The following is a 14,311-nucleotide window of genomic DNA, read 5'->3' as shown; positions in this document are numbered from 1 at the left end:
TTACCTATTAAAAATTGTGGTACTTCTAATTATAACTATTGATAAAGGGAAATCTCCGCGAAGGGTTTCCCAATTCTTATTAAGCAAAGATAGTTAAAATTGTCTAAAACACGTTGCTTTAAAACGTTATATTGTTTTTCATTGGTATCCGTAAATGCTTCCTTTCTATTTGATGGAATATCCATGTACACAATTTCTTTTTTAAATTGAGAAACGGTAAAATCAAATCTCTTACCTTGAATAAAATTATAATAATGCCAACCGTCAGGCAGTTTTGTTTTCCTTATTTCCCTTCCTTCTATATTATTTATTACTAATGCGGTTACTCCGCATTGTCCTTTTGCAGGGTTCTCCCTACTCCATTTTAAACTTAATTCTATAGACCTCGATTTAGAAAATGCTTTAATTAAATTGTTCTATATGTTTAAAGTAATGAGGCTCCAAAATAATCTGCCTTTTAACTGATCTACATATTTGAATTCTTGTACATTCATTTACTCTTAATTGTGTCACTCTTTAAATTGATCTAAGAGATGTCAAAATTTATTACTATGTCGTCCATTATATTAAGTATTTCTGAAAGCAACTCTTTACTCTCCTTTAACCTGAGTTAACCATTCTAAAAAAGAATCAATCTTCCCATTTAGTGCATATATTGACTACGAATGATTGCAAGGAGGGTTTTGATTGTCTAAAGAATACATTACTTTAATGAAACAGTGGTGTGCAGAGGTTTTAGAAAGTTACAGCGGTTCACTTAACGAACTAAGGGAGCATATTGATTCAAATACATTAATTGAATGGAAATCGAAAGTAATCCAATTCCAGGAGGAGCTTATAAACGGGGAAGATCTTGAGGAAGCAGATCTTTTTGAGCAGGCAAATGAGCTATACTTAGAACTGGAAGAATATTTTGATCAGGGTAATCATCGTGATGAGAATGAGGATGAAGAATTGAGGATTCAAATGAATTCAGGAACTGTACCAATCGGTATGCATATGCTCCCTCCGTTGCCATATGCATATGATGCATTAGAACCTTACATCCACCAGGAGATTATGCGATTACATCATGACAAGCATCATAAAAGTTATGTAGATGGATTGAATAAAGCGGAAAAGGAAATGCAAAAAGCACGGATGACTAATAACTTTGATCTAATAAAACATTGGGAAAGAGAAGCAGCGTTTCATGGAGCGGGACATTATCTTCATACGATTTTTTGGAGTATCATGAGTCCTAATGGCGGTGGTCAACCTTCTGGAATGTTAATCAGAGAAATCAATCAAAGCTTTGGAAATTTCCAAAATTTCAAATCCCACTTCTCAGAAGCAGCAAATAATGTCGAAGGGGTTGGGTGGGCAATCTTAGTTTGGTCACCACGTTCAAGACGTCTAGAAATTCTTCAAGCTGAAAAACATCAAAACTTAAGCCAATGGGATGTTGTTCCGATTCTTGTTCTTGATGTATGGGAGCATGCCTATTATCTCCAATATAAAAACAACCGCAAAGAATATGTCAAAAATTGGTGGAATGTTGTAAATTGGCGAGAAGTTGAAAGACGTTTCCATGAAGCACAACAATTAAAGTGGAAACCTTATTAATTCAAAAACGCGGATAACTGACCTTAGCAGTCGTTCGCCTTTTTTGGTTGTAGGATATTCTTGAGCGTCCTTTTTACCCTAGGCTGATCAAGGGGCGGTTGGTTTTGTTCTTATATGTTGCCATAAGCATCTAAAAATTCTAAAACAATCAAAATTGATGAAACTTATTTTATCAGTATATAGCAGATGAAAAATACCTTTAATAAGCCCCTAATTGTATTAAATTATTACTTACAAAAAGGCAGCTGCATCAAAGATCAATTTGTCAAATATTATAAAATGAATTAGCACGATGAAGATGCAAAGGATAAGGATCATAGGCTTCTCCGAGATTTCCCCATTCAAACACTGTACCAATCCACATACTAATAGAATTAATTATTTGTCTTATCTAACTTAATTTATAAGACACTAAAGAGGCTGCCACTCTAGACAGCCTCTTCTTAATTTATTATCCTTCTAATAATAAAGATTCTGGATCTTCAAGAAGTTCTTTCACTGTTGCAAGGAAACTTACTGCTTCTTTTCCATCAACAATGCGGTGGTCATAAGATAATGCAATGTACATCATCGGACGGTTTTCCATTCTCTCTTCGTCAATAGCAACTGGACGAAGTTGGATTTTGTGCATTCCGAGAATACCAACTTGTGGCCCATTTAAGATTGGTGTTGATAACAATGAACCGAAAACACCGCCATTTGTAATTGTAAATGTTCCGCCTTGTAAATCTCCTAAACTCAATTTATTATCACGAGCTTTTTTAGCCAGGTTTAAAATCTCGCCTTCGATACCAGCAAAGTTCAAACGGTCAGCATCACGAACAACTGGTACTACTAAACCCTCTGGAGCTGAAACAGCAATACCGATATCATAATATTTTTTAATTAACAACTCATTGCCTTGAATCTCTGCATTTAATAGCGGGAATTGCTTTAATGCTGCAACAACTGCTTTTGTAAAGAATGACATAAATCCTAAACGAACATCATGCTGTTCAAAGAACTTATCTTTACGGCGTTTACGGACCTCCATAACTGCTGTCATATCAACCTCATTAAATGTTGTTAACATTGCAGCTGTTTGTTGAACCTCAACTAAACGATTTGCTATTGTTTGTCTGCGTCTTGACATTTTTACCCGTTCAACTGGCTTGCCTGGTTGATCTTGTTGGACAGAAGCCGATGTTTTAGGAGCTTGTTTCACTGGTTCTGGTTGAGCTTGTTTTGCAGACCCTTGATCTGAATGTGCCGCCACGTCTTGCTTGCGAACACGGCCTAGTGGATCTACCGCTTGTACCTGCTGCAAGTCTATACCACGTTCACGAGCAAGCTTTCTAGCTGCAGGTGAAGCGATTGTGCGTTGCTTTTTATCTTCTTCTTTATCTGTTCCTTCATTTTGCGGAGCAGCTGGCTCTACAGTTTCAGCCTTTGGTTGCTCTGGTGCAGATGCTGATGCATTTCCACCCTCATCAATAATTCCAATTGTTTCTCCAACCTGTACAGTGTCTCCGGAATCTTTGTGGGTTTCCTTTAAAACCCCAGAAAATTCAGCTGTAAGTTCAACATTTACTTTATCGGTTTCTACCTCTAACAGATATTCACCTTTTTCAACTAAATCACCGGGTTGCTTTAGCCATTGAGCAATTGTTCCTTCAGTAATAGATTCTGCTAGTTCTGGTACTTTAATCTCAGCCATGTCGGTTCCCCCTTGAGCACTTGCTGCGAGTTTTTTAAGAAATGAGGCTCTCATAAAGGTCTAACCCTTTGGTTTTGAGTCAGCCCCATCTATAGTAAATTAGGCAAGTATGCAATATTATTTAGAATTTACAAATGATTTATCTAGTACAGTTTGAGTTAATGCTTCTGTTACAATTCGCTCTTGATCCTTTTTATGAATATTAGGATCTCCTTCAGCAGGACTTTGTCTTCTTCTTCTTCCAATATATCTTACTGGCACGCCCTGAGGAGCAATTTCACGCAATCTAGGATCAATATACAACCAAGCTCCCATATTTTGAGGTTCTTCTTGTACCCAAACAATTTCCTCAAGTGATGTCAATCGATCAATGATAGAAGTAATAATTTGTTTAGGGAATGGATAAAGTTCTTCTACTCTTAGGATGTGTACCCAATCTGTATCACCTTCAAGAGTATTTAATTTATCAAGTAAGTCAATTGAAACCTTACCGCTGCATAATACAAGTCGTTTCACTTTTTCAGGAGCATTTCCTAATCCTGACTGTTCAATGACCGGCTTGAATTCACCTTTACTTAATTCAGTAATATCTGAAACAGAATGAAGATTACGTAATAAGCTCTTTGGTGTCATAATGACTAATGGTCGAACTTCCTCACGTTTCAGCAAGTCTGCTTGGCGGCGTAAAATATGAAAATATTGAGCTGCCGAAGTCAAATTGGCAACCTGCCAGCTATCCTCAGCTGCAAGCTGCAGATAACGCTCTAAACGAGCACTTGAATGCTCAGGTCCTTGCCCCTCAAATCCATGAGGTAAAAGCATAACTAACCCGGATTTTTGTCCCCACTTCGCACGCCCTGCAGCAATGAACTGATCAAAGAATACTTGAGCTGCATTTGCAAAATCACCAAATTGTGCTTCCCATAAAACCAATGTTTCAGGAGCGAACACATTATATCCATATTCAAATCCAAGGACAGACCCTTCAGATAATGGACTATTATGAACAGCAAATGATGCTTTGGCATTTGACAACTTGTGAAGCGGTGAATAATTTTCTCCGTTTTCAATATCATGGAGAACAATATGTCTATGGGCAAATGTACCGCGCTGTGAATCCTGTCCAGTTAACCTTATAGGTGTACCATCTTCTAAAATGGATGCAAATGCCAGTGTTTCACCTAAAGACCAATCTACCTTGCCATGCTCAGAAAGTGCCTTCCCTCTTTTTTCTAAAATCTTTTTCAGCTTAGGAAATACTTTAAAGTTCTCCGGCCATTTAACCAGCTCTTCGTTTAATTGAAGCAATCTCTCTTTATCAACAGAGGTTTTTAGCTTAGGCAGTCCGCTGTTAACAAATTCAGGAAGTTTAATTTCATGTACTTGAGCAACTCGGTTATCCGGTACTTTTTGATGCGCTTTTTCAAGTGTTGATTGAACTTCTTCATTTATGTTTTGAAGGTCTTCTGACTTTAAAACGCCTTCATTTACTAGCTTTTCCCCGTATAATGCACGGACTGTTGGATGCTTGCGAACTTTTTCGTACAGCTTTGGCTGTGTCATAGAAGGTTCGTCCATCTCATTATGACCGAATCGTCTGTAGCCAATTAAATCAATTAAGAAATCACTCTTAAATTTATTTCGGAATTCCATCGCTATATACACTGCAGCTAAACAAGCTTCAGGATCATCTGCATTAACGTGAACAATTGGAATTTCATAGCCTTTAGCTATATCACTTGCATATTTTGTCGAACGGGAATCACGGCTTTCCGTAGTAAAACCAATCATATTATTAGCAATAATATGGATCGTTCCACCTGTTTGATAACCTGTTAATTTATTCAGATTAAGCGTTTCAGAAACGATTCCTTCTCCAGGGAATGCTGCATCACCATGTATTAATATAGCCATGGCTGCACTCTCATCTTGCTTAGGATAACCCTTTTCAGTACGCTTTTCCTGAGCAGCGCGTGTATAGCCCTCTACAATTGGATCAATGAATTCCAGATGGCTAGGGTTGTTTGCTAATGTAACTTTTGCACGAACAGTATTTTCATCTTTGATTTGTTTATTTGCGCCTAAATGATATTTAACATCACCGCTCCAGCCGTAGTTGATACCGATCGAGCCTTCAGAAGGCACTAATTCCTTATTTGGAGCATGCTGGAATTCAGAGAAAATAATTTCGTAAGGTTTACCAAGCACATGTGCCAAGACGTTCAAGCGGCCGCGATGCGCCATCCCTATATTGATCGTATCCGTACCCGATTGAACAGCACTGGAGATCAATTCATCAAGAATAGGGACAAGCATGTCCAAGCCTTCAATAGAAAAACGTTTTTGTCCTACGAACGTGCGATGAAGGAATTGTTCAAAGCCTTCAACTTCTGTTAATCTTTTTAAGATTGATCTGCGTTTTTCATTTGTTAAATCCTTAAAAATAGCACCGGACTCTACCATTTTGAGAAGCCATGTTTTTTCTTCGTAATTATGGACATGGCTAAATTCAAATGCAATTGTTCTTTTATAAACATCCTTTAAGTATTGATACGCTTCAAGCCCGTTTGTTACATGCTCTGGGGCATCCTTACATAAAAGATGAGCAGGAATGTCTTTTAAGTCCTCTTCAGTCAAATCATATTCTTCTAGTTGAAGAAATTCATTCTTTTCACTGCAGTCCTCGAACGGATAAATAGACGCATTTAAGTGTCCATGTCTGCGAATATTTGTCACTAGATTGACTGCTTCTGCAATTTTAATCATTTTATCAGCACTAATATAGTCATGATCGGCTGATACTGTCATTTGATTAGTCTCTATAGAAGGAGAGCCCCAGGTATCAAAAATTTCCTTTAATTCTATATCAATAGAGTTTGGATCAATTTTATATTGATCGTATTGCTCCATGACATAGCCGAGGTTTGGACCATGGAAATCTTCCCAAGGGAATTTTCTCTTCAGTGAACCTTCTTCTGACATCTAACATTACCCCCAACTATTCATAAGTGTTTCAGAAAAACTTTTCTGATACGTAGGAAAAAAATTATTATCCTACAATATTAACCAATGCTATTAGTATAGTAGTATGATAATTAAACGCTTCCAAACCCTATTTTACCACTGCTATCCCCACATTCCAAGCATAGTTCAGTAAAATTTTTAAAAAAAATTCAATCTTTTACCGCTTTTTTCACCAATTTGTTTATTTGTTTGAATTGTTTGAATAATCATACTAATTACTTGTGTTTCCTTACTTCTATCATACAACATATTAACTGGAAAAAAGATCAATTTTTATTTTTTTAAAGTATTTTTTTGATTTATTAAACGTGTCTCCTGAATTTTGCTTATTCGCCAACTTTAAGTGTGTGGTTTAGCAGCTGCCTTGCCAAGCAAATTCTCTACCTTTGTTCCCTCAGGAATCTCAAGCATCTTATAAAATCAACAATACCCTTTACTATAGCTTATTACTTTACAAGCAAAAAGGATAAAGCTTTCTACATAAAAAAGAGCCACTAGTATCTCAGTCAGAGAGCTAGAGGCCTAAACATTAAATCGTTTTTAAAAGTAGTCTTTTTAATAATGGGAACAGCTGCTCTGGAAGCTCATCTAGTTTATCTACAAAGATACTATACTTTCCATAGATGTTCTGAATGGTGTTTTTGGTGGTTTCTTCAATTTCACCACGTGATAAAAATACGTTCATTACTTCTATACCCATTTTTCTTGCTTCTAAAACAGCTTCATGTGTATCGATGATACCATTTCTTTCATATCCCATTGCCGCGGGTTCACCATCTGAAAAAACAAGGAGAAATTTCTGTTTTTCGTTTCGCGTCAATAATTGTTTTGACATGTGTCTAATTGCATAGCCATCACGATTATCCTCTTCTGGAGACAGCTGCATGATCTCAGGACCAGCCTGAGGATCCAGAGAATCTTTGAAAGAAATAACGGTATTAAAATGATTAGGTTGTCTTGTTTTGGATGCTTCATTTGTATCTTCCCAAAATCCAACAATTTGGTGTGACACTCTTACAGACTTTAACGTTTCGTGAAATAATGTGATTCCCAGTTTAGTTTGTTCCATTTTATCAAACATTGATGCTGAACAATCTACTAAGAGCGTAAATACAGCATCAATTTGAGGTGACTTTTCTTGTTTTTTATAGAATAGCTTTGGGTTATCATCTGTTAAAATTCGCAATAACTTTTTATTTAACCTTCCGATATGAAGATCGGTTCTAGGCAGTGTCCGTTTATGTTCTAATGTTTTCTGGATCATTAGCTTAAGCTTTTTTTGAAACAATAAAATGTTTGAACGATCTTTTTTATATTGTTCGATTTCATTTGGAAGTGGTGATTTCGCTTCAATAAATACTGGTATGGCAAATTTATTTTCTTTTCCATAAGCATAATCAGCAGTCATTGCACGTTCTTCACTTATATTTTCCATTGCTTCAAGCTTAGAATAATCGTTCTTTTTTGCTTGTTTGGAAGTACCTTGCACCATCGCAAGCGCCTGATCACCATCGTCTCCTTCTCGGACTATGCCGTCTCCACTGATGGTGGTGTTCGTTCCCTGCTCTAAATCGAATTGCAAAAAGCTCTTTGTCGGCTTGCTCGTCTCACTGTGCCAGGTTGGTAATTTATCACCATGAACGTCTTCATCACCTTTTTTGGCATCAGCTAGCTTATCCTTATTTTTCAGTTTTGATTTACGTTTTAGCTCATCGAAAAGACTATTTGCTTCAAACGATTCATACGGCAAGTCAGCTAAATAGAAATAGGTATTTAACATATCTTTTTCAAGTATTTCTTCCAATACCTCCATAAGGTCAAGAACAATCCGAATGACTTCCTTCGTTGATTTCACGTCGTAGGCTTGATAGAGTTTAGATTCAATAAAAGGAAATGCGCGATCCAAGTTCTCTGATAGTCTTGGCAGCTCTTCTAATGGAGAACGAGCAGTTAATTTTAAGTATAAAGAATTAAACAAAGCATCCGTTAAAATACTTCGTTCTTGATGAATAGTAAGCTGACTTTTAAAATGTTTCCGATATAACTTCCTTCTTATCTCAAAAGCCCTTTTTGTTCCTGGTCTTTCTCTTTTACTTATTTCCTCAAGACGTAAATCTTCCATAAGTATACATAATTGCTTTGCAAAGCTTTCCAGCTTGAATTTTTTCGCCTGTTCAATAAATAATCCGATATCGCGATAATTTGTAAAATAAAAGTTTCCAATACATCTTAGATAAATATCACTTTTCATCGCCAGAATCATATCGTTTTTTTCACGATGGTCCCAAAAGTGGCTAACATAGATTTTTTCTTCAAAAGGATCCAAATAAGATTGGACACTATAGTCAACCTCAAATTCATTTTGTTTCGTAAGTGCTTTGGCAAGGTCAGATAATTCCATAAATAGAAAGGAATCGACTTGTTGGTCGTTGAACTTAATAAATCTCAATGTAAAAACCTCTCTAATCGAATAATGTCTCCGCTAAATTGCGAATAGCAGCCTTTTCCCTTTCATCCTCCAGCTTATCAATAATTCCTCTTTCAATAGCGCGAAGTGGTGGTAAAAATCTTGCTAAATCACAAGTATCAATTAACGCACGGATAGATGCTGCTTCTTCAGATACTTGTCCGTTCTGTACAAGTGTAAGAAGATCTGCAGATAATCGTGTGAAAGTCGTTAATAATGCATCGTCGGCAAGCTTAGATTGACTTTGCAAAACATTTTTTAATTCTTGACCTTGAATATATGGGACATCAATAACAACAAAACGGTTTTTTAGTGCTTCATTTAGCGGGACAGTCCCCACATATCCTTCATTAATTGCAGCTATTACCCCGAAGTTTTCATTTGCCTTGATTACCTCTCCTGTAAATGGATTTGTAATCATTCTTCGATAATCAAGGACCCCATTTAAGATAGGCAGAGTTTCAGGTTTTGCCATATTTATTTCATCAATATATAATAAGTGTCCGTCTTTCATCGCCTTTACAACAGGTCCTGAAATAAATTCAATTGAAGTGGATCCATTATGATTTTCAATGGTTTTAAAACCTAAAAGCGCTTCTGCATCCATATCTATCGAACAATTAATACTGTGCATTGGTTGTTGAAACAGAAAAGAGAGGGTTTCTGCAAGCTTTGTCTTGCCAGATCCTGTGGGCCCTTTTAACAGCACATTTTTCCCCAATGCCAGGGCAATCATGGCATCAAGTAAAATCGACTCATCTGCTGGTGTAAAGCCGCCCTTCCCAATTAATAATAGCTCTTCTTCATTATAAGAAAGGGATGAACGATTTTGTATCACAGTTTTTATTTCTTGAGGTAACTGAAGAGTAAGTAGTTGATCCATCTATAATCCTTCTTTCTAACTTATCTATTACGTTTTAAAAAACTTAGTCCAAAAAAGAGTATACTAGAAACTTACTAAGTATACAAAGAGAAGGGTTTTTCCAGTTAATAACAGAGTTTAACATTTTAGAAAATACAAAAAAGAGCCTAAAAAGGCTCTTTTCTCATATTTGTATTATTTTAGAAACGCTTTGCACCCAAATAGCGCTGCTTCCAATATGAATTATTTAAATTGGAAATCGTAACTCCTGAACTGCTAGCGTGAATAAATTCATTATTTCCTAAATAAATTCCCATATGTGAGGGACCTGCTTTATAGGTTGTAAAATAGACAAAATCACCTACAGAAGGCGTACTTACCGACTTCATCATATCCCAATAGCCCGCAGTGCTTAAGCGGGAAACAGATGTAACTTTATTTAGCACATAATAAATGAATCCGCTGCAATCAAATCCTGACGGCGTATTTCCGCCCCAGCGATATGGTGTTCCCATTAATGCTTTTGCTTCACTTATCATTTTATCAATCTTACTAACAGATGTAGATTGCTGAGACCCTTGTGAACCAGAATTATTTGCGGAAGGTTTGCTGACTTCACCATTCACCTTTAGGACTTGTCCAATCATAAGCAAATCAGACTTTAGATTATTTGCAACCTTTAGTTCTGCAATTGTTATGTTAAACTGATTGGCGATTTTCCAAAGTGAATCACCTGATTTAACCGTATATGTGGAAGATGACGATCCAGAGTTTGTTGGTCGCTCTTCTTGTTCACTTGTTTGACTGTTTCCTGTTGTCGTTTGACCAGCCGTTTTTTTCACGATTAAACTTTGACCGACATAGATTAGGTCACCTTTTAAGCCATTTAGCTTTTTTAATTCACTTACAGATGTATTATACCTTCTAGCAATAACCCACAGCGAATCTCCAGCTTTCACTTTATAAGCGGATGTGGAAGTTGTTGGTTTTGTTTGTGTTGTACCTTTACTAGAACTTGAGTTTGAAGATAAAGTTTTCTTTGGTCCTGGAACCTCAATAACTTGACCAACTCTCAAAAAATCTGAGCTTAACCTATTCAAATCCATTAGTGTCTTAACTGAAGTGTTATAATCTCGAGAAAGTTCCCAGAGTGTATCCCCACTTTTGACTTTAATACTCTCGGCAGCGGCAATTGATGTAAATAATGAAGAACTTACTACAGCAGTTGCTGTTAATCCAATCAGTTTTTGCTTCATTTCAACTAGTAACCTCCTAGGTATGTATAAATTAATAGTTTATCGGATTAATAGACGAAAAACTACAAAATGACAAGAAATATATTACAATTAGATAAAAATTTCTCCAATAATATCATACATAAACTTACAGTTATAGACAATCATTTCTTTTCTAGGAAACTACATATTTTTTTGGTTATGTTAAAAATTTCTGTTGATTTCCGTAAGGTGTTTATTTTTTGGATGGTGGTCCGTGAGCCTCCTCAGCACTGTGGCGCCTGCATTTCTCTCCCCTGACCATAGTACTCGCACGCATCTCCAGCCTTCTCTCCCTACACTCCAATTATTTTTAAAAAAGAAAAAGAGACTGACTTAAAAGTCAACCTCATTGTCTAACCTACTATAGCGAATGGGTTATCCTACTGATTTTTTTATCTTCCTATTATTTAGAGCACATTCTAAAAGATCCAATCACTTCTATCCTCTAACACCTGTCTTTTACCTTTTATTTAGTATATCTCCGTTCTGAAGTCCTGCATCAGTTGAACTTATTGGATATAGCGTGCCATCTAATGCAAATGACATTTTACCTGTTTCTTCTGATACAACTAATACAAGGGCGTCTGTCACTTCGGAAAGACCGATTGCAGCACGATGTCTTGTCCCTACTTTTTTATTTCCAAAATTTTGCTCAGTTAAAGGCAAAACATTTGCAGCAGAAATAATATAATCCCCTTTGATTAGTACTGCTCCATCATGAAGCGGGTTACCCGGAAAAAAGATGCTTTCAATAAGTCGGCTCGATAAATTTGCATTAAGTTGGATACCGCCCTGGAGAAGGCTGCCAACTACTTGATTACGCTCAATAACAAGTAATGCTCCATGTCGGCGGTCCGACAAATTTTGAATCGCTCTTGCAATTTCTATGTAATTTTTTGTGTAGTCGGAGATATATGCCTTTAAGTAAAAAAATGATGCCGATGACTGAATTTCATTAAACCGGTCTCTAATATGCGCAAGCTCGCATAGTAAACAATAATCCTTTTCACCGATTGAAGATCTCATCAATTCTGCTTCCTCGATAATTTGCTCTAGGTGAAAAGAAATATGGTTTTTAATGTCCGTAAATGGATTGCTCTCTTCCAACTGATCCACCCTCCTTTGTATTAGTTTTATTATTTTTAATAATAATATGAATTATTTTTTACTCATCATTCATTTATCTTTACGTATCTTTTTTCATTTTCACCTCATACTAGTAATGGGAGGTTTTGCCAATGATTACACAAAAAATTTTTCAATATACCTTTAGTATCCTTGGAGTACTTTCACTAGGCTTTTTTTATTATCAAATGTTTAAAGGTGAATCTCGGAAAGAAGATAATTAACTTTACACGAGTTACATTTTGTTTTTCATGATATAATTCTCTAGTCAACAAGAGGAAACGAGGATATATTGATGAAAACAACATTTACAAAACGTGAGAAAATTCTTCAATTTTTGAGTATATTATTCCCTATTCTTATTACGCAATTGGGATTATATTCGATGACTTTCTTTGATACAACAATGTCCGGAAAGGTTCATCCTCATGATTTAGCTGGAGTAGCAATTGGTTCAAGTTTATGGGTTCCAGTTTATACAGGACTAAGCGGGATCTTACTTTCCGTTACACCTATTGTTGCCCAATTAGTAGGAGCGAAAAAGAAACACGACGTACCTAAAATCGTTATACAAGCTCTTTATTTAAGTGTGCTCCTTTCAGTTATGATCGGTACTATCGGATATTTTTCATTAGATCCGATTTTAAACAATATGGAGTTGGAGTACGAAGTAAAGCAAATTGCATACGGCTTTTTAGTTGCCTTATCTTTCGGAATTGTCCCATTATTTTTATACTCAGTTTTAAGATGTTTTATTGATGCGCTTGGATTTACAAGAGTTTCCATGCTGATTACTCTTACATCATTGCCAATTAATTTTGTACTCAATTATTTGTTAATCTTCGGAACTTTTGGCTTTCCAAAGCTTGGAGGAATAGGCGCTGGTGTTGCATCTGCTATTACATATTGGTGTATAACAGCGATAGCTGTATATATTATAATAAAGCAGCCGCCTTTTAGGGATTATAATGTATTTACGACTTTTTTTAGACCTTCATTAAAGAAATGGGGGGAACTATTAAAGATTGGGGTGCCAATTGGACTCTCTATTTTTTTTGAGACAAGTATATTTGCAGCAGTCACCCTGTTAATGAGCCAGTATAATACAGTAACCATTGCATCACATCAGGCTGCAATGAACTTTGCTTCATTTCTCTATATGCTTCCCTTAAGTATCTCAATGGCTTTAACAATTGTTGTCGGACATGAGGTTGGAGCAAAGCGGTTAAAGGATGCAAAACAATATAGTTATATTGGAATCTCCATGGCTGTCCTTCTATCTTCCTTATCTGCAGCATGTATTTATTTTTTCCGACCAGAAGTAGCATCAATTTATACATCAGATCCAGTGGTATTAAAGCTGACTCAGGAATTTTTATTATACGCGATTTTCTTCCAACTATCAGATGCAATTGCTGCACCCATTCAAGGAACATTACGAGGTTATAAGGATGTCAATGTTACGTTTATTATGGCATTGATTTCCTATTGGGTAATTGGCTTACCAGTAGGTTATTTGTTGGCTAGCTATACTAAATTAGATGCTTTCGGTTTCTGGATAGGTTTAATTACAGGGCTTGCAGCAGGTGCAATTGGTCTTTCAATACGCCTCCGAATGATTCAGAAACGAAATGAAATCTTGCTATACAAAAAAGCTAATTCTATTTAGAATTAGCTTTCAGACCGTAGACAAACCCCATTTCAAATCCTTGATTTGAAATGGGGTTTGCATTTTCTCTTTATTTTCTTAGGCTGGGCATGGATACTTCCATGCCCAGTTTGCCATTTTCTTGAGATTCATGGCAGCAAAAGTTAGCATCGCCTGCATGGCCACTTTTTTAATTCCTCTTAAAGTGGTCCATCGCATACCATGCTTTTCTTTAGCATCTGCAAAGACACGTTCTATTGTCTCTTTTCGTTTAGCGTATATGCTTTTATTCATTTCTGTATGCCGTAAATGATTAACTTCATCAATGTTATCTTCCCAAATATGTCGGTGAATCATTTTCCTCTTGTTCTTACTTTGTGTACAGGAATCAAGGAGTGGGCAATCCTTACAAATGGCTGGATTTGATGCGTATTGTCTGTAACCATCCCTGGTCGTTGTACGGTAAGGAAGTATTTGATCCTTCGGACAAATATAACAATCATAATATTCATCGTAGACATATTCATATTTTTTCATGAATTCATCTTTAGTGTGGGGTCTTGTGTAAGGCATAACAGGTCTAATTTCTTTGTCCATTAAATATTTC

10 protein-coding genes are annotated in these 14,311 nt (G+C 36.3%); 2 read left to right on the top strand and 8 right to left on the bottom strand.

The window, feature by feature from the left end; all coding sequences use genetic code 11:
• Positions 1-35: 35 nt before the first annotated feature.
• On the bottom strand, positions 36-407 hold the full coding sequence (locus WQ54_RS34850; protein ID WP_084822193.1) for a hypothetical protein: 372 nt from the start codon (positions 405-407) through the stop codon (positions 36-38).
• A 280-nt stretch (positions 408-687) separates the two neighbouring features.
• Between WQ54_RS34850 and WQ54_RS19570 the strand changes: the two genes are divergently transcribed.
• Positions 688-1,605 carry a superoxide dismutase gene (locus WQ54_RS19570; RefSeq protein ID WP_231597587.1) on the top strand — a complete coding sequence of 306 codons (918 nt, stop codon included), beginning with the start codon at positions 688-690 and terminating at the stop codon, positions 1,603-1,605.
• 451 nt (positions 1,606-2,056) lie between these two features.
• On the opposite strand, the gene odhB is transcribed toward WQ54_RS19570, so the two are convergent.
• The 6 genes from odhB to cdaS form a co-directional block, all read right to left on the bottom strand.
• A complete protein-coding gene (gene odhB / locus WQ54_RS19565) occupies positions 2,057-3,301 on the bottom strand; it encodes a 2-oxoglutarate dehydrogenase complex dihydrolipoyllysine-residue succinyltransferase (RefSeq protein ID WP_046586547.1) in 1,245 nt (414 codons plus the stop codon).
• Positions 3,302-3,418: 117 nt separating this feature from the next.
• Entirely contained in the window at positions 3,419-6,283 is a 2,865-nt protein-coding gene (gene sucA / locus WQ54_RS19560; RefSeq protein WP_046586544.1) for a 2-oxoglutarate dehydrogenase E1 component, read from the bottom strand.
• Between the two features lie 571 nt (positions 6,284-6,854).
• Positions 6,855-8,774: a nitric oxide reductase activation protein NorD gene (locus WQ54_RS19555; protein ID WP_046586537.1), complete on the bottom strand. Its 1,920-nt coding sequence runs from the start codon at positions 8,772-8,774 to the stop codon at positions 6,855-6,857.
• Between the two features lie 13 nt (positions 8,775-8,787).
• Complete coding sequence (locus WQ54_RS19550; RefSeq protein ID WP_046586536.1) at positions 8,788-9,675, bottom strand: AAA family ATPase; 888 nt, start codon at positions 9,673-9,675, stop codon at positions 8,788-8,790.
• A 179-nt stretch (positions 9,676-9,854) separates the two neighbouring features.
• Positions 9,855-10,910 carry a LysM peptidoglycan-binding domain-containing protein gene (locus WQ54_RS19545; protein WP_046586534.1) on the bottom strand — a complete coding sequence of 352 codons (1,056 nt, stop codon included), beginning with the start codon at positions 10,908-10,910 and terminating at the stop codon, positions 9,855-9,857.
• A gap of 480 nt (positions 10,911-11,390) precedes the next feature.
• Positions 11,391-12,038, bottom strand: a complete 648-nt coding sequence (cdaS, locus tag WQ54_RS19540) for a sporulation-specific diadenylate cyclase CdaS (protein ID WP_231597586.1) — start codon at positions 12,036-12,038, stop codon at positions 11,391-11,393.
• Positions 12,039-12,351: 313 nt separating this feature from the next.
• Here cdaS and WQ54_RS19535 point away from each other — a divergent pair, with 313 nt between their 5' ends.
• Complete coding sequence (locus WQ54_RS19535) at positions 12,352-13,725, top strand: MATE family efflux transporter (protein ID WP_046586528.1); 1,374 nt, start codon at positions 12,352-12,354, stop codon at positions 13,723-13,725.
• A gap of 78 nt (positions 13,726-13,803) precedes the next feature.
• On the opposite strand, the gene WQ54_RS19530 is transcribed toward WQ54_RS19535, so the two are convergent.
• Positions 13,804-14,311 (bottom strand): transposase (locus WQ54_RS19530; RefSeq protein ID WP_046586527.1); only part of this gene is annotated, 508 nt, incomplete at its 5' end.

Origin of the sequence: Bacillus sp. SA1-12 (assembly GCF_000981385.1) — a bacterium.
Taxonomy (GTDB): domain Bacteria; phylum Bacillota; class Bacilli; order Bacillales; family Bacillaceae; genus Metabacillus.
The sequence above is the reverse complement of the archived record's forward strand: the minus strand, read 5'-3'. Positions and strand labels throughout refer to the sequence as shown.

What these genes read in the sequence shown, in the direction of transcription:
- odhB (WP_046586547.1), bottom strand. Translation starts at nt 3,301, where the DNA reads ATGGCTGAGATTAAAGTACCAGAACTAGCAGAATCTATTACTGAAGGA.
- sucA (WP_046586544.1), bottom strand. Translation starts at nt 6,283, where the DNA reads ATGTCAGAAGAAGGTTCACTGAAGAGAAAATTCCCTTGGGAAGATTTC.
- WQ54_RS19550 (WP_046586536.1), bottom strand. Translation starts at nt 9,675, where the DNA reads ATGGATCAACTACTTACTCTTCAGTTACCTCAAGAAATAAAAACTGTG.
- WQ54_RS19545 (WP_046586534.1), bottom strand. Translation starts at nt 10,910, where the DNA reads ATGAAGCAAAAACTGATTGGATTAACAGCAACTGCTGTAGTAAGTTCT.
- WQ54_RS19535 (WP_046586528.1), top strand. Translation starts at nt 12,352, where the DNA reads ATGAAAACAACATTTACAAAACGTGAGAAAATTCTTCAATTTTTGAGT.